The organism is Shinella sp. S4-D37, from assembly GCF_040812195.1.
In the GTDB taxonomy this organism is placed as follows: domain Bacteria; phylum Pseudomonadota; class Alphaproteobacteria; order Rhizobiales; family Rhizobiaceae; genus Shinella.
Genome location: NZ_JBFNXL010000005.1, coordinates 4,031,250 through 4,053,391, shown reverse-complemented (window position 1 = coordinate 4,053,391; position 22,142 = coordinate 4,031,250). Strand labels below are relative to the sequence as shown.

The window sequence follows — 22,142 nt, the reverse complement described above, 5'->3', positions numbered from 1 at the left end:
GTCGCTAGTGGGGGGCCGCCCGTGCGGCCGCCATGTAGTCTTCCAGCGCCGCCGCTTCGTCGGCCGTCAGATGCAATCCGCGTTTGGTCCGCCGCCACAGCACGTCCTCGGCGTGCTGGGCCCACTCCTCCTTCATCAGCCAGCGCACCTCGCGTTCATGGAGGTCGCTGCCGAAGTGCCGGCCAAGATCGTCTATCCCCGTCGCGCCGTCCAGCATCGCCGCCGCTCGCGTGCCGTAGAGCCGCACGAGCCGGCGGGCATGGGCCGGCGCAAGGAAGGCGAACCGCGCCGAAAGCGCCTTCACCTCGGCATCGAACCCGTCGACCTTGAAATCGCCGCCGGGCAGGCGCGAGCCGGCCGTCCAGCGCGCCCCCTTCGCGCCGATCGCATCCCCGATCTTCTCCAGCGCCGATTCGGCGAGGCGCCGGTAGGTGGTGAGCTTGCCGCCGAAGATGTTGAGCAGGGGCGCCTGGCCGTCGCCGCCCTCGACCTTCAGCACGTAGTCGCGCGTCGCCTCCTGCGCCTTGCTGGCGCCGTCGTCGAAGAGCGGGCGCACGCCGGAATAGGTCCAGACGATATCGTCCCGCACGACGGGTTCGGCGAAATACTCGCTCGCCGAGGCGCAAAGATAATCGATTTCCGCGTCGCTGATGCGAACATCTCGGGGATCGCCCTGATAGTCCCGGTCGGTCGTGCCGATCAGCGTGAACTCTTCCTGATAGGGAATGGCGAACATGATGCGCCCGTCCGGGTTCTGGAAGAAATAGGCGCGCGGGTCGGAGAATTTCTTCTTCACGACGATGTGGCTGCCCTGCACGAGGCGGACATTGTGCACGTCGTTGCGCACGAAGGCGGAGGACAGCACCCTGTCCACCCAGGGACCCGCCGCATTGACCAGCATGCGCGCCCGGAAATTCTCGCGCGTGCCCGTCTCGACATTCTCGGTCTCGACGGTCCAGTGGCCGTTTTCGCGGCGCGCATTGACCACCTTGGTGGCGGTGCGGATATCCGCGCCGCGATCGGCGGCATCGCGCGCGTTCAGGACGACGAGGCGCGCATCGTCCACCCAGCCGTCGGAATATTCGAAGGCCTTGCGGAAGAATTTCTTCAGCGGCCCGCCGGCCGGGTCGCGGGCAAGATCGAGCGTCGCCGTCGCCGGCAGCAGCTTCCGGCCGCCGATATAGTCGTAAAGGAACAGGCCGAGGCGGATGAGCCAGGCCGGGCGCAGGCCGCCCTTCTGGAAGGGCAGCACGAAGCGCATCGGCCAGATGACGTGCGGCGCCATCGCCCAGAGCACTTCGCGCTCCATCAGCGCCTCGCGCACCAGGCGGAATTCATAATGTTCGAGGTAGCGCAGGCCGCCATGGATGAGCTTGGTGGAGGCCGAGGAGGTGCCCGACGCAAAGTCCTTCATCTCGGCAAGCACGACCGAATACCCGCGGCCCGCCGCATCGCGCGCGATGCCGCAGCCGTTGATGCCGCCACCGATGACGAAAATATCGCGGATCACGTCGCCGTTCAAAGTCCCCTCCCATTTCGCATCGCACAAATTTGCGCAGTTGCGAAAGCCAGTGGAGTTAAAACGAAAACATTTCGAATGTCAAACGAATGTGCGTAGAGGCATCGTCGCCCCCGTTCAGGCGGGGGAGGAAGTCTCCATGAGACGCACGTCATGCTCCTGGCAAATGCTGCGAATGCCCTCGAAAGGACAGGTGTCGGTGATGAAGGTGTGGACCTGCGAGAGGTGGCCGATGCGCACCGGCGCGGTCCTTTCGAATTTCGTCGAATCCGAAACCAGGATGACGTGGCGCGCATTGGCGATGATCGCCTGCGCCACCTTCACCTCGCGATAGTCGAAGTCGAGCAACGCGCCGTCCTCGTCGATCGCGGAAACGCCGATCACCGCGTAATCCACCTTGAACTGGCGGATGAAATCGACCGCCGCCTCGCCGACGATACCGCCGTCCGCGCCGCGCACGACACCGCCGGCAATCACCACCTCGATCGAGGGGTAGACGCGCAAGCGGTTGGCGACGTTGATGTTATTGGTGATGACCATCAATTCCTTGTGTTCGAGCAGCGCTTCGCCCACAGCCTCCGTCGTCGTGCCGATATTGATGAAGAGCGAGGAATTGTCGGGGATCAGGGCCGCGGCAGCGCGACCGATCGCCTGTTTTTCCGGCGCGGCGATGGAGCGGCGCGCCTCGTATTTCACGTTCTCGTTGCCGCTCGGGAACAGCGCCCCGCCATGGATGCGCGTCAGGACCTTGTTGTCGCAGAGATCGTTGAGATCCTTGCGGATGGTCTGCGGCGTCACGGAGAAGCGCGCCGCGAGGTCCTCCACGAGCACGCGGCCCTCGGCCTTGGCGAGATCGAGGATCTCCGCCTGGCGACCTGTCAGAAACATCGGCTCCTCCCAATTGCTTTCGTTTGCTTTCATAATATGCAAAAACGAAAGCACATCAATTGATCCGCCGTGCCTTCTTGGAGCGCGCCCCGCTTTTTGTGATACTGGGCGAGAGCAGATCGCGGCCAGAATCGGGAGGAAAGCACATGTTTCATCCAGCCTTGTTCAAGGGGGCGAATGTCGTCGTGACGGGCGCGGGGCGCGGCATCGGACTGGAAATCGCCCGGCAGTTCCTCGATTGCGGCGCCCATGTGCTGCTGCATGGCGGGCGGACGCCTTCCGGCTCGTTGCCCGATTTCCTGGAAAACGCCGTCGCCGAGGCCCGCGCCCATGTCGTCCATTCCGACTTCCTCGTCGAAGGCGGCATCGGGGCGATCCTGCAGCGGGTGGACAGCCTCTTCCCGCATGTCGACGTGCTGATCAACAATGCCGGCACGATGGTCGGCCGCTTCCCGGCCGCCGAACTCACGGACGAGCAGTACGAGACGGTCGTGCGCCTCAACCAGACCTCCGTCGTCGAGGTGACGCGCGCGCTGCTGCCCTCGCTGCGCCGGGCGCCCGGCGCCGCCATCGTCAACACGGTCTCGATCTCGGCGCTGACCGGCGGCAGCCCGGGCTCGGCGATCTATTCGGCCACCAAGGCCTTCGTCTCGACCTATTCCAAGGGGCTCGCGCGCGAGCTTGCGCCCGACGGCATCCGGGTCAACTGCGTCTCGCCGGGCACGATCACCACCGATTTCCATTCGCGCTATTCCTCGGCCGAAAAGCTGGAGGCGACGCGCAAGACGATCCCGCTGCAGCGGCTCGGCACGGCGGAGGACTGCGCCCCCGCCTATCTCTTCCTCGCCTCCAAGGCGCTTTCCGGCTACATCACCGGCCAGGTGCTGGAGGTGAACGGCGGCCAGCTCATCTGCTGAGCCCCGTCGAGACGCCGGTCAAGCGTTGACGTCGATGACGACGCGGCCCTTGACCTTGCCCTCCAGGATCCGGCCGGCGAGGTCCGGCAGGTCGGACAGCCGGTGCTCCGCCACCATCGCCTCCAGCTTGTCCGTCGGCAGGTCGGCGGCGATGCGGTTCCAGGCGTCGACGCGCTGGTCGTAGGGCCGCATGACCGAATCGATGCCGAGCAGGCTGACGCCGCGCAAGAGGAACGGGATGACGGTGAAGGACGGCACCGCGGCCCCGGCGGCAAGGCCGACGGCGGCGACGGCGCCGTCATATTTCATCTGCTTGAGCACCCGCGCCAGCATATCGCCGCCGACCGCATCGATGGCGCCGGCCCAGCGCTCCGATTCGAGCGGCTTGCTGCTCGCCTCCGCCAGTTCGCCGCGGTCCACGATGGTTTCGGCGCCGAGATCCTTCAGGTAGCCCGCCGTTTCCGGCCGCCCCGTGACGGCGGCGACGGAATAGCCGAGCCGAGCCAGCAGCGCGACCGCCACCGAGCCGACGCCGCCGGCCGCCCCCGTCACCAGCACCTCCCCCTTCAGCGGCGAAAGGCCGGCCTCTTCCAGCGCGATGACGGACATCATCGCAGTGAGTCCCGCCGTGCCGATCGCCATGGCCTGCCGGGTCGAAAGCTCCTCCGGCAGCGGCACCAGCCAGTCGGCCTTGACCCTCGCCCGCGTCGCATAGCCGCCCCACCAGACCTCGCCGACCCGCCAGCCGGTCAGCACCACCCGGTCGCCCGGCCGGTAGCGCGGGTCGTCCGAGACTTCGACCGTGCCGGCGAAATCGACGCCCGGCACATGCGGGAAGGTACGAACCAGGCCGCCCTTGCCGGTGATGCACAGCCCGTCCTTGTAGTTGAGCGTCGAATATTCGACGGCGACGGTGACGTCGCCGGCCGGAAGCCGCGCCTCGTCCAGTTCCCGGATCGACGCGGAGACCGCACCGTCCGCACCCTTTTCGACCAACAATGCCCGGAACGTCATGGCTTCCTCCTCGTGCGCATCCATGCATTCCAGATATAGGGCGCGGGGCATTGGTGCCGCCACTGTTCTTTTGTATCAAGGGCAAGGAGGCACGGGATGATAGACAAGCTCGAATATTTCATTGCGCTCGTCCGCGAAAAGCATTTTGCCCGCGCGGCCGAGGAGCTCGGCATCTCGCAGCCGACGCTCTCGGCGGCGATCCGCCAGCTCGAGGACCAGCTCGGCGTGATGCTGGTGGTGCGCGGCTCGCGCTACCAGGGCCTGACGCCGGAGGGACAGCGCGTGCTGGAATGGGCGCGCCGCATCGTCGGCGACACCCGCACCATGCGCGAGGAGATGCGCGCGGCGCGCAAGGGCTTGTCCGGCCACATCCGCCTTGCCGCCATCCCCACGACGCTCGCCATGGTGCCGCGCATCACCGCGCCCTTCCAGGAAAAGCATCCCGACGTCACCTTCTCCATCCTCTCGACGACCTCGATCAGGATCCTCGGCCTTTTGGAAAACCTGGAGATCGACGCCGGCCTCACCTATCTTGAAAACGAGCCGCTCGGCCGCGTCACCAGCGTGCCGCTGCTGCACGAGCACTATTGCCTCGTCACCGCCCGCGGCACGCCCTTTGCCGATCGCAAGACGGTGACCTGGCGGGAGGCCAGCGGCGTTAGGCTTTGCCTATTGACCGCCGACATGCAGAACCGCCGCATCATTAACCGGCACTTCGCGGAGGCCGGCGTTTCGGTGGAGCCCTCGCTGGAAGCGAACTCGATGATCGTGCTGTTCTCCCATGTGCGCACGGGACGCTGGGCGAGCATCATGCCGCGAAATGTCGCAAAAACGTTTGGATTTCCTGACGAAATAAGTATAGTTTCTCTTGTCGATCCCGAGCCGCACCACACGGTCGGCCTCGTCGCGACCCATCGCGAACCCTTCACCCCGCTCGTCTCCGCCCTGCTGCACGAAGCGCGCGTGCTGGCCGAGAAGGGGATAGATTGATAGGATTTTCCTATCGACCAACGGCTTTGCTTTATTGACCGGTCGTCTCCCGGCTGAGAAGCTGCTAGGATGATCGCAGGGATCGACGGGGTTCCGGTTTTGGCCGAGCAGTTTCTAAAGGCATCGGCGCCACGGACCCCTTTCGACCTTGCGGTTCATTCGTGTGGGGTGGGAGGCCTGGCCATGAATGTGCACGTATCCGACAGCGACGTCGGCGCAAGAACGCTGGCGATCGTCGGCGAATTGAAGGGGCTCGAAGGGCCGCTTCTGCCCATCCTGCATGAAATTCAGGCAGAGTTCGGCTTTGTCCCGCAGGAAAGCCTGCCGGTGATCGCCCGCGAGCTCAACCTGTCGCGCGCCGAGGTGCATGGTGTCGTCACCTTCTATCACGACTATCGCGACCACCCGACCGGGCGGCATGTGCTGAAGCTCTGTCGCGCCGAGGCCTGTCAGTCGATGGGCGGGGATGATCTGGCCGAGCGCGTCAAGGCGCTGCTCGGCATCGATTTCCACCAGACGACGCTGGACGGCGCCGTCACACTCGAACCCGTCTACTGTCTCGGGCTCTGTTCCTGCGCACCCGCCGCGATGCTCGACGGCGAGGTGCATGGACGGGTCGATACTGATCTGGCGAGGGAACTCGTCGCGGAGGCACGCCGATGACCGTTCGCATCTATATTCCCCGCGATGCCGCGGCGCTGGCACTCGGCGCGGACCGCGTCGCCAAAACCTTCTCCCGCGAGGCGGAGGCACGCGGGCTCGACGTCACGATCGTGCGCAACGGCTCGCGCGGCATGCACTGGCTGGAGCCGCTGGTCGAGGTCGAGACGGCGGAGGGCCGCATCGCCTACGGCCCCGTCAAGCCCGCCGACGTGCCAGCGCTGCTCGACGCCGGCCTGCTGGACGGCAAGGTCCACCCGCTCTGTCTTGGCGGGACGGAAGAGATCCCGTTCCTGAAGAACCAGACCCGCCTGACCTTCGCCCGCTGCGGCGTCATCGATCCCGTCTCGCTTGCGGACTACAAGGCCCATGGCGGCCTCCGCGGCCTTGAAAAGGCCATCGCGATGGCGCCGGCCGACGTCGTCAAGGAAGTCACCGACAGCGGCCTGCGCGGTCGCGGCGGTGCGGGCTTCCCGACGGGCATCAAGTGGAAGACCGTTCTCGATGCGCCGGGTGACCGGAAATACATCGTCTGCAACGCCGACGAGGGGGACAGCGGCACCTTCGCCGACCGGATGATCATGGAGGGCGATCCCTTCGTGCTGATCGAGGGTATGGCGATCGCGGGCCTCGCCACCGGCGCCACCAAGGGCTACGTCTACACCCGCTCCGAATATCCGCACGCCATCGCCGTGATGAACGAGGCCGTCGCCGTCGCCCGCGCCGCCGGCGTGCTCGGCCCGTCCGTGCTCGGCTCGGGCAAGGCGTTCGACATGGAGATCCGCGTCGGCGCGGGCGCCTATGTCTGCGGCGAGGAGACGGCGCTGCTCAACAGCCTGGAAGGCAAGCGCGGCGTCGTGCGCGCCAAGCCGCCCCTGCCGGCCCTGCAGGGTTTCCTGGGCTGTCCCACGGTGGTCAACAACGTCATCTCGCTCGCCTCCGTGCCGGTCGTGATGGACAAGGGCGCGGCCTATTACCGCGATTTCGGCATGGGCCGCTCGCGCGGCACCATCCCGATCCAGATCGCCGGCAATGTGAAGCGTGGCGGGCTCTATGAGACCGCCTTCGGCCTGACGCTCGGCGAGATCGTCGATACGATCGGCGGCGGCACCGCGTCCGGTCGGCCGGTCCGCGCCGTGCAGGTCGGTGGCCCGCTCGGCGCCTATTTCCCGCGCGCCCTGTTCGATACGCCCTTCGACTACGAGGCCTTCGCCGCGAAGGACGGCCTCATCGGCCATGCCGGCATCACCGTCTTCGACGACACGGTCGACATGCTGAAGCAGGCCCGCTTCGCGATGGAATTCTGCGCCGTCGAAAGCTGCGGCAAGTGCACGCCCTGCCGCATCGGCTCGACGCGCGGCGTCGAGACCGCCGACAAGATCGCAAGAGGCATCGAGCCGGAGAAGAACCGCGAACTGCTCGCCGACCTTTGCAACACCATGAAGTTCGGTTCGCTCTGTGCGCTCGGCGGTTTCACGCCCTATCCCGTCATGAGCGCCATGACGCATTTCCCGGAAGATTTCTCGCCGGCGCCGATCGCCGAAGCAGCGGAGTAAGCCCATGCCCCTCGTTTCTGAAATCGACTTCGGCACCCCGGCCTCCCGCGCGGAAAAGATGGTGACGCTCACCATCGACGGGAACGAAATCACCGTTCCCGAGGGCACCTCCATCATGCGCGCCTCGATGGAGGCCGGCATAAAGGTGCCGAAACTCTGCGCCACCGACATGGTGGACGCCTTCGGTTCCTGCCGGCTCTGCCTCGTCGAGATCGAGGGCCGCAACGGAACGCCCGCCTCCTGCACCACGCCGGTGGCCCCCGGCCTCGTCGTCCACACGCAGACGGGCCGGCTGAAGGACATCCGCAAGGGCGTGATGGAGCTCTACATCTCCGACCACCCGCTCGACTGTCTCACCTGCGCGGCGAACGGCGACTGCGAGTTGCAGGACATGGCCGGAGCCGTGGGCCTGCGCGACGTGCGCTACGGCTACGAGGGCGACAACCACGTCAAGGCCCGCAGCAACGGCGAGGCCAATGCCCGCTGGATGCCGAAGGACGAATCCAACCCCTATTTCACCTACGATCCGTCGAAATGCATCGTCTGCTCGCGCTGCGTGCGGGCCTGCGAGGAGGTGCAGGGCACCTTCGCGCTGACCATCGAGGGCCGCGGCTTCGACAGCCGTGTCTCCCCCGGCATGCACGAGCATTTCCTCGAATCCGAATGCGTCTCCTGCGGCGCCTGCGTGCAGGCCTGCCCGACGGCGACGCTGACCGAGAAATCGGTCATCGAGATCGGCCAGCCGGAGCATTCCGTCGTCACGACCTGCGCCTATTGCGGCGTCGGCTGCTCCTTCAAGGCGGAAATGCGCGGCGAGGAACTGGTGCGCATGGTGCCCTGGAAGGACGGCCAGGCGAACCGCGGCCATTCCTGCGTCAAGGGCCGCTTCGCCTATGGCTATTCCACCCACAAGGACCGCATCCTCAACCCGATGATCCGCGAGAAGATCTCGGACCCGTGGCGCGAGGTGACCTGGGAGGAAGCCTATGCCCATGTCGCCGCCGAGTTTCGCCGCATCCAGTACCAGTACGGCCGTGATTCGGTCGGCGGCATCACCTCCTCGCGCTGCACCAACGAGGAGACCTTCCTCGTCCAGAAGCTGATCCGCGCCGGCTTCGGCAACAACAATGTCGATACCTGCGCGCGCGTGTGCCATTCGCCGACCGGCTACGGCCTCGGCCAGACCTTCGGCACCTCGGCCGGGACGCAGAATTTCGACAGCGTCGAGCATACCGACGTCGTCATCGTCATCGGCGCCAACCCAACGGACGGCCACCCGGTCTTCGCCTCGCGCCTGAAGAAGCGCCTGCGCCAGGGCGCCAAGCTGATCGTCATCGATCCGCGTCGCATCGAGCTCGTCTCCTCGCCGCACATCAAGGCCTCCCACCACCTGCCGTTGAAGCCCGGCACCAACGTCGTCGTCGTCACGGCGCTCGCCCATGTCATCGTGACGGAAGGGCTGCACGACGAAAGGTTCATCCGCGAACGCTGCGACTGGTCGGAATTCGAGGACTGGGCCGCCTTCGTCGCCGAGCCGCGCCACAGCCCCGAGGAAACCGAGGCGCTGACCGGCGTACCGGCGGAAACGCTGCGCGCCGCCGCGCGCCTCTTCGCCACCGGCGGAAACGGCTCGATCTACTACGGCCTCGGCGTCACCGAACACAGCCAGGGCTCGACGACCGTCATCGCGATCGCCAACCTCGCCATGGCGACCGGCAATATCGGCCGCGAGGGCGTCGGCGTGAACCCGCTGCGCGGCCAGAACAACGTGCAGGGCTCGTGCGACATGGGCTCCTTCCCGCATGAACTGCCGGGCTACCGCCACATCTCGGACGATGCGACGCGCGAGATCTTCGAGAAGCTGTGGGGCGTGACGCTCAACAACGAGCCGGGCCTGCGCATCAACAACATGCTGGACGCCGCCGTCGAGGGCACGTTCAAGGGCCTCTACATCCAGGGCGAGGACATCCTCCAGTCCGACCCGGACACCAAGCACGTCTCGGCCGGCCTTGCCGCCATGGAATGCGTCGTCGTGCAGGACCTCTTCCTCAACGAGACGGCCAACTACGCCCATGTCTTCCTGCCGGGCTCGACCTTCCTCGAGAAGGAGGGCACCTTCACCAATGCCGAGCGCCGCATCAACCGGGTGCGCCGCGTCATGACGCCGAAGAACGGCTATGCGGACTGGGAGGTCACCCAGAACCTCGCCCGGGCCATGGGCCTTGCCTGGAACTACAGCCACCCCTCCGAGATCATGGACGAGATCGCCGCGACGACGCCGAGCTTCGCCCTCGTCTCCTACGACTACCTGGAGAAGAACGGCTCGGTGCAGTGGCCCTGCAACGAGAAGAACCCGCAGGGCTCGCCGATCATGCACGTCAACGGCTTCGTGCGCGGCAAGGGCAAGTTCATCCGCACGGAATATGTCGCGACGGACGAGAAGACCGGTCCGCGCTTCCCGCTGCTCTTGACCACCGGCCGCATCCTCAGCCAGTACAATGTCGGCGCCCAGACGCGGCGCACCGACAATGTCGTCTGGCACGCGGAGGACAGGCTGGAAATCCACCCGCACGACGCGGAGAACCGCGGCATCCGCGACGGCGACTGGGTACGTCTCGCCAGCCGCGCCGGCGAGACGACGTTGCGCGCCCTCGTCACCGACCGCGTCGCGCCGGGCGTCGTCTACACGACCTTCCACCACCCGACGACGCAGGCCAACGTCATCACCACCGATTTCTCCGACTGGGCGACGAACTGCCCGGAGTATAAGGTGACCGCCGTGCAGATCACCCCGTCGAACGGTCCGTCCGACTGGCAGGTCGAATATGACGAACTGGCCCGCCGTTCGCGCCGGATCACGGGCAAGCTGGAGGCGGCGGAATAGGTAGGGATAGAGGCGTGCCGGGTTTTTCCACCACGACCAAGGTTGCCGAGATCGCCCGCCGCAACGGGCGGCTGGCGGAGGGCGAACGCTTCGTGCCGGAGGAGACCCCGGTCGCCTTCTCCTATGCCGGCTCCACCCATGCGGTGATGATGGCGACGCCCGCCGACCTTGAGGATTTCGCGGTCGGCTTCAGCCTGACGGAAGGTATCGTCACCGGGCCCGGCGAGATCGAGACCATCGAGGTCCTGGCCGAGGACAAGGGCATCGACGTGCAGATTCGGCTGGTGGACGCGCAGAACGACGCGCTGACCGCCCGCCGCCGCCACATAGCCGGCCCGGTCGGCTGCGGCCTGTGCGGCATCGAATCGATCGAGCAGGCCGTGCGGGTGACGCCTTCGGTGCGCGCTTCCTCCCTCACGCTCCGTGCAGACGACGTGGTCGAGGCGGTGCGCCTGCTGAACGGCCAGCAGCCGCTGCACAGGGTGACGCGCGCCGTGCACGGCGCCGGGTTCTACATCCCGGGCAAGGGCCTCATCGCCGTGCGGGAGGATGTCGGCCGGCACAATGCGCTCGACAAGCTCGTCGGCGCGGCGCGGCGGGCGGGGCATGCGGGCGACGCCGGCGCCGTCGTCGTGACGAGCCGCGTCTCCGTCGAGATGGTGCAGAAGACGGCGATCATCGGCAGTCCCTTCATCATCGCCATATCCGCACCGACGGCGCTCGCCATCCGCACGGCCGAAGAGGCCGGCATGACGCTGATCGCGCTGGTGCGCGGCGAGGAATTCGAGATTTTCACCGGCGCGCAGCGCGTCGTGTCCGGCGCGGAACGCCGGATCGGCAATGGTTAGGAGACAGGAATGTCGGAAGGCAGCAAGCTCGTCAGGATGGCAAACCAGATCGCCACCTTCTTTCACTCGCAGCCGAAGAGCGGGGCGGCGAGCGGCGTGGCGACCCATATCAACAAGTTCTGGGAACCGCGCATGCGCCGGCAGTTCTTCGACATCGTCGACAACCACGGCGGCGCGGGCCTCGATCCGCTCGTCCTCGAGGCGGTGCCGATGATCCATCGCCCGCCACCCGCCGAGATTCCGCCCGCGGCCCGGCCGAGCGCGCCCCCGGCGCCCTGACCGAACCCCGAACGCGAACGGCCGGCAGCGATGCCGGCCGTTTCTCATGGTGCGGGCAGACTCAGAATTCTTCCCAGCTCTCCGCGGCCTGCGCCGCGGAGGCGCGTGGCGCGCGCATCGTCCGCGCCACGGCATGAAGCTGCGACGCAGGGGCGGGCGACGGCGCCTGGCGGACCGGCTGGGCGGCATCGCCGGCAAGCTGGAACCGGCGGATGAGGGCATGCAGCGCATCGGCCTCGCGCGCCATGGCATGGCTTGCCGCCGTGCTCTCCTCCACCATGGCCGCATTCTGCTGCGTCGCCTGGTCCATCGCATTGACCGACTGGTTGATCTCGCGAAGCCCCGTCGACTGCTCGCGCGAGGCCTCGACGATCGCCGCCACGTTGGTGTGCACCTCCTGCACCTGCCCGAGGATTTCCCTGAGGGCCCGCCCGGTCTCGTCGACCAGCGCCACGCCGCTCTTGACCTGCTCGCTCGACGTGGTGATCAGCGCCTTGATGTCCTTGGCGGCGCTTGCCGAGCGCTGCGCCAGTTCGCGCACCTCCTGCGCCACGACGGCGAAGCCCTTGCCCGCCTCGCCCGCCCGCGCCGCCTCGACACCGGCGTTCAGCGCCAGGAGGTTGGTCTGGAAGGCGATGTCGTCGATGACGCCGAGGATGTTGGAGATTTCGCGGGAGGACTGCTCGATCTGCCCCATCGCGTCGATCGCCTTCTTGACCACCGCGCCGGATTTTTCCGCGCCCGCCCGGGTCTTGCCGACCAGCGTGCCGGCCTCGTCGGCCCGGCGGCTCGAATCGCCGACCGTGGTGGTGATCTCGTCGAGGGCGGCGGCGGTCTCTTCAACCGAGGCTGCCTGCTGCTCGGTGCGCTTGGCAAGGTCGTCCGCCGCCGAGCGGATCTGCTGCGCGCCCGACGCGATCGCGTTGGCATTGGTCTCGACCGTGCGCATTGCGTCGTGCAGGCCGGCGACCGCCTCGTTGAAGTCCTTGCGCACCGTCTCCATCGACGGCACGAAGGCCATGGCGAGGTTCTGGGTCAGGTCGCCGCCGGCCAGCGCCTTCAGGCCGGCGCCGAGCGCATTGATCGCCGACATGCGCTCGGTCACGTCGGTCGCGAACTTGACCACCTTGTAGACCCGGCCGGAAAGGTCGAGGATCGGGTTGTAGGCCGCCTGGATCCAGATTTCGTTCCCGTCCTTGCCGTAGCGCACGAACTCGCTGGAGATGAAGCGGCCCTCGGCAAGGCTCTTCCAGAAATCCGCATAGGCCGCGCTCTGCACATAGGCCGGATCGCAGAACAGGCGGTGATGCTTGCCGCGGATCTCGGAGAGATCGTAGCCGAGCGCGGCGCAGAAATTCTCGTTGGCGGTGAGGATCTCGCCGGTCGGCGTGAACTCGATCACGGCCTGCGAGCGGGAGATCGCATCGAGCTTGCTGGCATCCTCCGCCGCCCGCTTCTTCGCCTCGGTGATGTCCGTGGCGAACTTGACGACCTTGTAGGGCTTGCCGCCCCGCAAGACCGGATTGTAGGTGGCCTGGATCCAGACCTCGCCACCGTCCTTGCGCAGCCGCTTGTAGCTGTTCGAATCGTATTCCCCCGCGCCAGGCGCGCCCAGAACCGGCGGTACTCCTCGCTCGCCGTGAAGGCGGCATCGCAGAACATGCGGTGATGCTTGCCGACGATGTCCTTCAGTTCATAGCCGAGCACCCGGCAGAAATTCTCGTTGGCGGTGAGGATCGTACCGGTGAGATCGAACTGGATCACGGCCTGCGAGCGCGACAGCGCGTCGAAGATATGGCCTGCATCCATGGATTTTGCGAATGAGAACATGACCTGTCCCTCTGTGCGATGACCACGGCTTCCCTGGGGTCGTGCGGGCGGTGGTCGTCGTGTGTTGCATTCAGGCACGGCGCCCCGACGCCGCGGGCTGGCAATGATGAAAACAGTCTTCGCGAGAGGCTTCATGCCGGAGCGACGAGATACGCATCTACAATCAAAGATGGCGTGACAAGCTTAACAACTGATGAAAACAAAGGGACGAAATTTTATACTTGTTATATAACAATGGCTTACATAGCCACATCGGATGTATCGCTCACGTAACGTAAAGCTATCGCTACATTATAAGCCATTAATTAATGCAAAAGTTGCAGAAAGAATCGGCAATAAAAAACCGCCGTACAATCGCACGGCGGTCTGTATTTCGCAGCGATATGTCGGCCCGATCAGGCCGCCAGGTCTTCCATGTCGCGCTCCTTGAACATGCGCGCCAGGTTGAGGAAGCAGATCATGCCGTTCTCATGGGCGATGATGCCTTCCGCATAGGCCTTGTCGAAGGAGGTCGTCACCTCCGGCACCGGCTGGATCTGCTCGCTGCGGATGGTAAGGATGTCGGAGACGCGGTCGACGACGAGGCCGACGACCATGCTGTGCACTTCGGCGACCACGATGGCGCTGCGCTCGTTCGCCTCGGTGCTCTTCATGCCGAGCTTGTGGGCAAGGTCGATGATCGGGATCACCGTACCACGCAGGTTCATCACGCCGATGACGTCGGGGGGCGAATGCGGGATCGGCGTGGACGGCGCCCAGCCGCGGATTTCGCGGATCGTGGTCGTCTTCACGCAGAATTCCTGCTCATGCAGGCGGAATGCGATGATTTCGAGCGTGTCGCCGGCAAAGCCGGCCGTCTTGATGGATGTCATCGGGATCTTTCCAGTTTCATCTGCTTCATGTCCCGATCCTATGCACGTCCTGGTTAAAATCTTTCAAACATGCCCGGGTTTATCGCGCTCGGGGTGGAAAAGGCCGCGCATGGCCCGGAGCCGCCGGCGGTTCCGGCGATCCCCTCAATATTCCTTCTCGTAGAAGATGCCCGCCCCGGCGCTGCCGCCGCTGCCAGCCTCGCCGCGCAGCTTCAGGCCGCGGCCGACATCGAGGTTGATGACGGCCTTGGCGCCGTTCGTCTCCGGATCCTGCTTCAGCTCGATATAGGTCCGCTCGTTGAGGTATTTTCCCGCCGAGACCGCCGCCCGGCCTTCCGCATCCGTCGTGATGTCGAGGTCGTCGACGCCGAGCTTGCTGCGCAGGCTGTCGAGCAGGCCGGTGGAGCTGCCGCCGGCAAGCTGGCTGGCGGCGGAGGCGAGCTGGGCGATCTGCACCGCAGAGAGGTTCGACATGGAACGGTTGAAGATGAGCTGCGCCAGGATCTCGTCCTGCGGCAGCGAGGGCGAGGAGGCGAAGGTCACCGTCGGGTTGTTGGCAAGGCCCGCCACCGTCACCGTGATTTCCGTCGAGCCCGCCGTGCTGGCGGCCACCAGGTTGACCGTCGGCACCAGACCGCCCGCAAAGCCGATATGGGCGCTGGTGAAATCCAGCCGGCGCGTCAGGATCTCCATGCGTCCGCGCTCCAGCTCGAAGCCGCCGGACACGACCGGCGAGGCGGAGGTGCCGGTGATCTTCAGGCTGCCGCCGAGTTCGGCATTGATGCCGCGGCCGCGCACGAAGAGCTGGCCGGGCGCCTCGATGGTGAGGTCGAGCGCGATGCCGCGCGAGGCGCCGCCGCCGCCCTGCTCGCGCTGCACGTCCGACGTCATGCGCTTGACGTCGGCCGGTGCGTTGCGGTGCTTGATGTCGATCTCGGAGAGCGAGGCCGGCAGTTTCTGCGGAATGGTGACGTTCGCCTTGTTGATGCGCAGCTTGCCGCCGAGCGAAAGCCCCGCCACCGGCCCTTTCAGCGTCAGATCGCCCGTCACGTTCGCCGTCACCAGCGTGCCGTCGACATAGGTGATGTCGCCAAGCTTGATGGCGACATCCACCGGAAAACCGCTCGCCGGGTCGATGCCGACGCGGCCGCTGGCCGAAAGCTGGCCGCCGCTGGCAAGCTTGCCGGAGACCGTCTCGATGACCGCCTGCCGCCCGTCCATGGTGACGCGGATCGTCAGGTTCTCGACCGCAAGGTTGCGGCGCACGTCGACGAGCCGCGCGCCGCCGGCCGTGATGCTGCCGGTGATCGAGGGCGCCGCCGCCGTGCCGCCGATGGTGACATCGACAGCGGCATTGCCGGTCAGCACGAAACCCTGGGCGGAAAGCTGGCCCTGCAAGAGACCGAACGGCACCGTGCCCTTGAATGTGAGCCCGAGCGGCGTCGCCCCCCCGATGCCGACCGTGCCGCCGCCGCGGAAGGACAGGCCGCCGGCGCCCGAAAGCACCGTATCGAGCCGCACCCGGTTGTTCGCGAATTCTCCCTTGGCATTGATGGAGAGCGCGCCGATGCCCGCGCCGCGGGTCTGGCTCGTCACCGCACCGTCCCAGTCCAGCGCATAAGTGACGACGGGCGCCGCCGCGCGGCCCTTCACCGTGACCGTGCCGCCGATCATGCCTTCCGCATCGAGCCCGGCGGCGAAATTGTTGACGAGCGCGGCCGGCAGCGCCGTGAGGCGGACGGAAAGGTCGAGCGTTTCGCCGGCCCGGCCGGAAACCGCGACGGAGCCGCGGCCGGCCTGGATCGTCAGCCCGTCCAGCGTGGCGACACCGTCTGTGACGCCGATCGTCGTCGGCTTGGCCAGCTTCAGGGCGATGCGCCGCGGCGCCGCCTCGAAGGCCCGCAACGCGACATCCAGCCCGCCGTCGCGCTGGATGACCTGACCCTTCGTCAGGAGCGGCGCGCCGTCGAGGCGGCCGGTCAGGTCGAAATTGGTCGCCTGCCCCTCGCGCGAGAAATCGAGCTTCAGCGCTTCGAGCCGGTTCTCGCCCGAGGCGACCTTCTCGGCGCGCACCGTGCCGGTGATCGCCGCGGTGGAAAGATCGAGGACGGTGAGATCGACCGCCGGACCGGTGATGCTCAGCGTATCGCGCCGGATGGCGGAGCCGGACGCCTGGACGGTCGCCGACGTCCGGCCGTTGCCGGTGGCGATTTCCACCTGGCCGGAAAGATCGCCGGCCGCCTGCTGCCCCGCCATGGCGGCGAGCAGGCCGAGATCGGGGAAGTCGAAACGGATCGTGCCGTCCGGCATGAAGTTCTCCGCCAGCGCGAGCGAGCCCTTCAGCGTGTTGGGGCCGATTTCCGCCTCCAGCACCGGCACGGAGATGCGCCCGCCCTCAGAGGTGATGCTGGAGCGCACATTGATCGGCTGGCCGTCGAGCGCGCCGGTCGCCGTCAGCTCGCCGGACGGACTGTCGGCGACGGCCTTGCCGGTGAGCGTCACGACGAGATCGCTGAGCGTGCGGCCGGAAAGGGTCGCCCCGCTCGACGTGACCTTGGCGGACACGTCGAGCCCCGCGACGGGGCCGGTGGCGGAAAGCTCGAAGGCCGCCTCGCCCGCCGCGTCGGCGAGCAGCTTGCCGAGGTCCAGCACCTTGCCGCTCAGCGCTGCGTCGAGCGTGCCGTTGCCGAGCGAGACCGTGCCCGCCGTCTCCAGCGTGCCGGACTTGACCTCCAGCCCGGAGACCTGAACGGCGCCGTCGCCCGCAAGCTCGACCCGCCCCTCCATCGCGATCGTCGTGTCGAACTTGGCGGCCAGAGCCGGCGGCAGCACGGCCGGCAGCGCGAAGAGCCGGAAAGCGACGTCGGCCTCGCGGCTCCTGAGCCCGTAGCGGCCCGACAGCGTGCCGCCGACGCTGGCGCTTTCGAGCGTCGCGGGATCGAAGGCGATCTCGTCGGGCGAGACGGTGAGCGTCGCCACCAGCTTTGCCGGTCCCTTCACCATGCGGTCGATATCGGCGCTGGCAAAGGCGGTCGTGCCGGTTTCGACGACGGCATCGATGCGGCCGGACTGGCTGGCGACGTTGAACGCCTCGCTTCTGGCCGTCAGGCGGATATTCTCCACCCGGCCGGCCGGCAGTTCGGCCGAAACGACCGTGGCATCGGCTTCGAGCGCCGCCGCGGTCGCCTCGCCGGTCAGCGACAGGTCGGCGCCCTCGATCAGCACGCGCGCATCGCCCTCGGCAAGCGGCCAGCGGAAATCGATCGGCCCATCCCTGCCGGAAAGCCTGACGTCGAGATCGTTGGCGCCCTTGGCGCTGACGGTGCCCGAGGCGGTGAGCGTCATGGCGCCCGTCGAGATCGATCCCTTCTCGACGCGCAGCATGTCCGAACCGTCGAAGGCGGCGACGACGTCGATGCCCGTCTCGCCGGCAAAGAGCGGGCGAAGCTGCGGCGGCATCAGCGCGTCGAACGTGCCGCCGCCGCTGAGGGCGATCGTGTGCAAGCCGTTCGCCGAAAGATCGTGGCGCCCGTCGACCCGCAGCATCTCCGTGCCGTCGAGCGCGGCGGACAGCCGGCCCGTCCATTCGGAGAGCGGACCGTCCCCCGTCAGCCGGATCACGACGGCGGGATCGTTCGGCAGCTTGAGCAGCGCCGCGAGCAGCCCGCCCTTCGGCTCGGCGACGTCGGCTTCGAGGCGAAGCTCGTTGTCGGCGGGATCGAAGACGATATCGGCGGCGACGCGCGCATCCGGCCGCGCCTTTTCCGAGGCGGAGAGCTTTATCGCGACGCTCTCGGCGGTCGCATCCCCGCTGCCGGCGACGACGAGGCGCTGGTCGCGGCCGGCCACCGCGCCGGAGACGAGCAGCTCCGGCACGTCGAGCGCATCGACATGCACCTCCACGGGCAGCGTGAACGGGGTGTCGGAGGGCTCGGCATCCGCCTTCGGCTCCGGCAGGCGCAGGAGCGAGACGGAGGAAGCGGAAATGCGCTCGGCGTCGAAGCTGAAGAAAAGGAGTTCGAGCGGCGACCAATCGACGGCAAGATCGCGGATTTCCGCATAGGTGCCCTTCGCATCGCCCAGCGTGATCGTGCCGGCGCGGAGCCTGCCGGTGAGGAGGCCGGAAGGCTCGCTGACCGAGATCACCTGGCCGCTCGCCGCCGCGATCTTCTCCGCCTGCGAGACGGCAAAACGCGCGCCGGCATCGGTAAAGCCGACAAAGCCGACAAGGCCTGCAAGAAGAACCACAAGAACGGCAAGGCCATAACCGATGAAGCGGAGCGTGGCGCGGAGAATTCGGGACAGCCTGTTCATGCGTCATCCATTTCGCGTGCGGGGGAGCGCCGGGGTCGCTCCACAACGTCTTGAATCCGAATCGCGCGAGCGATCAAGAGTCTGGACGAAAATTGGGGCGATAGTCAGAAGGACTGGCCGATGCCGGCATAGACCCCGAAGGACGTTCCACCGGGATATTTCTTCAGCGGCACCGCGACGTCGAGGCGAAGCGGGCCGAACGGCGTCGCATAGCGCAGGCCGATGCCTGCCCCGGCCCGGATATCCTTGAAATCGGGCACTTCGTCTGTCGAGACCGTGCCGACATCGATGAAGGGCACGACGCCGATCGTTTCGGTGACGCCGATGCGCGCCTCTGCCGTGGCCGCGACATAGGAGCGGCCGCCGAGCAGCTTGTTGCGGCCGTCGCGCGGAGAGATCTCCTGGTAGCCATAGCCGCGCACCGTGCCCCCGCCGCCGAGGAAGAAGCGGCGCGTCGCGGGAATGTCGGACAGCTCGTCGCCGCCGATGATCGTGCCGGCGGCGAGCTTCCCGGCCAAGACGAAGCGCTTTTCCTCGCCGAAGGCCTGGTAGCCGGTGATCGCGCCCTCGAAGCTGGAGAAGAAAGTGCCGCGCTCGATCTCGTAGCTCGGCTTGGCATTGATCATCGCGCGATAGCCTTCCGTCGGGTTCAGCTTGTCGTCGCGCGTGTCGCGCACATATTCGATCGGGATGGCGACGGTGAGATAATCGTTCTTGCCGAAGGCGTCCTCGACCTTGCTCCACATGACCTCGCCGCCCGCGCCGACCGTGTCCCTGTCGGAGAGCTCGATGCTGACGCCGGCAGCCGCCGTGGTGGTGAACGCCTTGTAGGCGTCGGGATCGACGATCGAGGCCTTGAGGCTGGCATTGAAGGTCGAGGCCGGGCCGAACGCGCCGGGCTTGGAGAAGAGGATGCCGGCCGAATAGTCGAGATTGCCGATATCCGACTCGCCGATCCGGTTGACCGATCCCTCCACCCGCAGCGATTCGGCCTGGCCGAAAAGATTGCGGTGGCCCCAGTAGCCCTGCAGGCCGAGGCCGTCCGTATTGGAATATTGCGCGCCGACGCCGAAATAGCGGTGCTTGCCTTCCGAGACCTCGATGGTCATCGGCAGCGAACCGTCCGGCGCCAGCTTGTCGGCCTCGCGGATCGTCACGCTGGAGAAGACGCCGAGCGTGCGCAGCCGTTCGGCCGCCTTGCTCAGCGCTTCCGGCGAATAGGGCTGGCCGGCATTGATGCGCGAATAGCGCTGCACGAAGGCCGGATCGACGGTCTTGGTGCCGGAAACGCCGACCGCACCGACGGGCGCGACCGGCCCGCCCTCGGCGGCGATCACCACGTCGACGGTCTGCGTCTTGTGGTCCGCCGTCGCATTGCGCTCGGTGAGCCTTGCCAGCGGCCGGCCCTCGGCCTTGAGGTCGACGACGACCTTCTCGCCGGCCTTCAGGATGAGAGTGGAATCGGCCCGCGCGCCGGGCACCAGCCCGTAGTCGGCCGGATTGCGCCCCTCCGCGTCACCGGAAAAGGCGACTTCGCCGAAGGTGAAGGCCGGGCCGGGCTCGACGCTGATCGTCACCGGAATGGCGCCGCTCTGGTTGAACTCGGGATTGGGCGGCAGCGAATCGAGGTTCTGCCCGCCGATCGTCACGGTCACCACGCCGCCGTAGCGCGCCTTCTCGTAGAGCGCGGCGAGGATGCGGTCGCGGTCGTCGCGCGCCTTGATGACGAGGCCGAGATCGCCGGAGACCGGCGTGCCCTCGTCCTGTTTGAGGCGGGCGGTGTTCTCGATCGCTTCCTTGAGGTCCGCGTCGTCCGTGCCGGGATCGAGCGTCAGCGTATAGTTGACGGGATCGATGACGGCGGCGGCGGCCTCCTCGTCGTCCTCGAAGAACTTCATGCCGAAGATCTCGAAGGCGAAGGCCGGCGCGGCGGACAGGGGGCCGCACACCAAGGCAGCCGCGACCGCAAGCGCGGTGCCAGCTCTCAGAAACGCAAAACTCTTTTCCGGCCGGTTCACTTTATCCCGCATCCGCAGCTATCCGTCGCCTTTCTCCTTCAGGTGCGGTGCGCGCGGCAAACCGACAGCTTCCGTCACAGACTTCGGGCGCCCCGTCTCATACGGAGCTTTCAGGCAGGAAAAGACCCTAACGCGTTAGGTTTTCCGTAGTGTTAACGGCGGTTTTACACGGATGGGAACAAGATTTGAAGCGCTGGAACGGTGATTTTACATCACAGTCCTGAAAGCAAAAGCCCCGGAGAGACTCCAGGGCTTCGCATAGGTTGCATGGTGCGGGTTTCAGTAACCCGAGGGGCAACGGTCGATATAGCGGCGGCCGTAGCGGTCGCGATAGTAGCACTGGCCCGGCTGTTCCGAGACGGAGCCGATGACGGCGCCCGAAACGCCGCCGATAGCCGCGCCGACGGCCGCACCGCGAACGTTGCCCGTGACGGCGCCACCGATGATCGCGCCGGAGACGGCGCCGATACCCGCACCCTTTTCCGTCTGCGTGCAGCTGGCCACGGCCAGACCGACCAGAACGAGCGCAATGACTTTTTTCATGAAGATGTTCTCCAAAGTTGAGCGGCGGCCGCGTTTGCCGGGTCCGCCCTATCCCCTTCTACTCAGGCAACATACCGCGGCCGTCTTCAACGGTGAGGTTTGTCCGGGATCGAAAATATAGCTGGAAATCGGGAAGTCCATGGCATTGAACTATTTTTTTGGGGCGCGAATAAATCTCGCTTCCGCTTCGTTTGATAGGCCCCGACACCTCGACCGGTCACGAGAAATTTCGCGCTCGCCTGAAAGTACCGGTTGATCGCCGCCGCAAAACATCAAATGATATGACTGTTGATGCCGCGCCGGCGGTCGGAGGAACGGCCGGCGGCATCCCGCTACGAATATGCAGTGCACGCGAACAGAATGCTGGTGTCGTTTGATCCCAGGCCCGCGTCGTGAGGACGCCAGCTGCATGTGATGTCGGATCGATCGCCCCAGCGGACAATGAACCGCCAGGGAGGAACGCATGGCGAAAGTGGCAATGACCGTCAATGGCAGGAAGGTGAGCCGCGAGTGCGAGGACCGCACGCTGCTCGTCCACTTCATCCGCGACCAGCTCAGTCTCACCGGAACCCATGTCGGCTGCGATACCTCCCAGTGCGGGGCCTGTGTCGTGCACATGGACGGCAAGGCGGTGAAGAGCTGTTCGATCCTGGCGGCCCAGGCCGCCGGCGCCGAGATTCTCACCATCGAGGGTCTTGCCGCGAACGGCGAGCTGCATCCCGTCCAGGCCGCCTTCAAGGCCAATCACGGCCTGCAATGCGGCTTCTGCACGCCCGGCATGGTAATGACCGCGGTCGACATGATCGACCGCTACGGCGCCAAGCTGGACGAGAAGACGGTGCGCGACAATCTCGAAGGCAATATCTGTCGATGCACCGGCTATCACAACATCGTCAAGGCCATCCTGGCCGCCGCCGAGGAAATGGGCGCGGCAGGCCGGCAGGCGGCGGAATAGGCGTTAGGCAATAAGGCAGTAGCCAATAGGGCGGCCAATTGCGCGACGGTGAAAT

The 22,142-nt window shown here is 66.4% G+C and carries 15 protein-coding genes and 1 pseudogene; 8 read left to right on the top strand and 8 right to left on the bottom strand.

The features are described 5' to 3' along the window. Positions 1-4: 4 nt before the first annotated feature. Positions 5-1,522, bottom strand: a complete 1,518-nt coding sequence (gene glpD / locus AB3G45_RS27300; RefSeq protein ID WP_367833507.1) for a glycerol-3-phosphate dehydrogenase — start codon at positions 1,520-1,522, stop codon at positions 5-7. A gap of 114 nt (positions 1,523-1,636) precedes the next feature. Beyond that, on the bottom strand, positions 1,637-2,407 hold the full coding sequence (locus tag AB3G45_RS27295; protein WP_367833506.1) for a DeoR/GlpR family DNA-binding transcription regulator: 771 nt from the start codon (positions 2,405-2,407) through the stop codon (positions 1,637-1,639). Positions 2,408-2,553: 146 nt separating this feature from the next. Between AB3G45_RS27295 and AB3G45_RS27290 the strand changes: the two genes are divergently transcribed. Further along, a complete protein-coding gene (locus tag AB3G45_RS27290; RefSeq protein ID WP_367833505.1) occupies positions 2,554-3,324 on the top strand; it encodes an SDR family NAD(P)-dependent oxidoreductase in 771 nt (256 codons plus the stop codon). A gap of 18 nt (positions 3,325-3,342) precedes the next feature. Here the strand turns inward: AB3G45_RS27290 and AB3G45_RS27285 are convergent, their stop codons facing one another. Beyond that, positions 3,343-4,338: an MDR family oxidoreductase gene (locus AB3G45_RS27285; protein ID WP_367833504.1), complete on the bottom strand. Its 996-nt coding sequence runs from the start codon at positions 4,336-4,338 to the stop codon at positions 3,343-3,345. Between the two features lie 96 nt (positions 4,339-4,434). On the opposite strand from AB3G45_RS27285, the gene AB3G45_RS27280 reads away from it, so the two are divergent. The 6 genes from AB3G45_RS27280 (at position 4,435) to AB3G45_RS27255 (ending at position 11,555) form a co-directional block, all read left to right on the top strand. Further along, positions 4,435-5,328 carry a LysR family transcriptional regulator gene (locus AB3G45_RS27280; protein WP_367833503.1) on the top strand — a complete coding sequence of 298 codons (894 nt, stop codon included), beginning with the start codon at positions 4,435-4,437 and terminating at the stop codon, positions 5,326-5,328. Between the two features lie 183 nt (positions 5,329-5,511). Next, the gene (locus tag AB3G45_RS27275; RefSeq protein ID WP_367833502.1) at positions 5,512-5,991 is read left to right on the top strand and encodes a formate dehydrogenase subunit gamma; all 480 of its coding nucleotides are present in this window, start codon (positions 5,512-5,514) and stop codon (positions 5,989-5,991) included. Next, complete coding sequence (locus tag AB3G45_RS27270; RefSeq protein WP_367833501.1) at positions 5,988-7,544, top strand: formate dehydrogenase beta subunit; 1,557 nt, start codon at positions 5,988-5,990, stop codon at positions 7,542-7,544. The genes AB3G45_RS27275 and AB3G45_RS27270 overlap by 4 nt, the downstream gene beginning before the upstream one ends. A 4-nt stretch (positions 7,545-7,548) precedes the next feature. Next, on the top strand, positions 7,549-10,428 hold the full coding sequence (fdhF, locus tag AB3G45_RS27265) for a formate dehydrogenase subunit alpha (RefSeq protein ID WP_367833500.1): 2,880 nt from the start codon (positions 7,549-7,551) through the stop codon (positions 10,426-10,428). Positions 10,429-10,442: 14 nt separating this feature from the next. Beyond that, positions 10,443-11,276: a formate dehydrogenase accessory sulfurtransferase FdhD gene (gene fdhD / locus AB3G45_RS27260; protein WP_367833499.1), complete on the top strand. Its 834-nt coding sequence runs from the start codon at positions 10,443-10,445 to the stop codon at positions 11,274-11,276. A gap of 9 nt (positions 11,277-11,285) precedes the next feature. After that, the gene (locus tag AB3G45_RS27255; protein WP_367833498.1) at positions 11,286-11,555 is read left to right on the top strand and encodes a formate dehydrogenase subunit delta; all 270 of its coding nucleotides are present in this window, start codon (positions 11,286-11,288) and stop codon (positions 11,553-11,555) included. Between the two features lie 61 nt (positions 11,556-11,616). Here AB3G45_RS27255 and AB3G45_RS27250 read toward each other — a convergent pair. From AB3G45_RS27250 to AB3G45_RS27230, 5 genes and pseudogenes are all read right to left on the bottom strand, one after another. Continuing rightward, positions 11,617-13,385: pseudogene (locus AB3G45_RS27250) on the bottom strand (methyl-accepting chemotaxis protein). Between the two features lie 395 nt (positions 13,386-13,780). Further along, the gene (locus AB3G45_RS27245) at positions 13,781-14,257 is read right to left on the bottom strand and encodes a chemotaxis protein CheW (protein WP_367833497.1); all 477 of its coding nucleotides are present in this window, start codon (positions 14,255-14,257) and stop codon (positions 13,781-13,783) included. 144 nt (positions 14,258-14,401) lie between these two features. Next, positions 14,402-18,571, bottom strand: coding sequence for a translocation/assembly module TamB domain-containing protein (locus tag AB3G45_RS27240; RefSeq protein WP_367833496.1), 4,170 nt, complete (start codon positions 18,569-18,571; stop codon positions 14,402-14,404). Positions 18,572-18,675: 104 nt separating this feature from the next. Continuing rightward, complete coding sequence (locus AB3G45_RS27235) at positions 18,676-20,601, bottom strand: autotransporter assembly complex family protein (protein WP_367833495.1); 1,926 nt, start codon at positions 20,599-20,601, stop codon at positions 18,676-18,678. 267 nt (positions 20,602-20,868) lie between these two features. Further along, positions 20,869-21,132: a YMGG-like glycine zipper-containing protein gene (locus tag AB3G45_RS27230; protein WP_064331830.1), complete on the bottom strand. Its 264-nt coding sequence runs from the start codon at positions 21,130-21,132 to the stop codon at positions 20,869-20,871. Between the two features lie 463 nt (positions 21,133-21,595). Here AB3G45_RS27230 and AB3G45_RS27225 point away from each other — a divergent pair, with 463 nt between their 5' ends. After that, positions 21,596-22,087, top strand: a complete 492-nt coding sequence (locus AB3G45_RS27225; RefSeq protein WP_367833494.1) for a (2Fe-2S)-binding protein — start codon at positions 21,596-21,598, stop codon at positions 22,085-22,087. Positions 22,088-22,142: the final 55 nt, after the last annotated feature.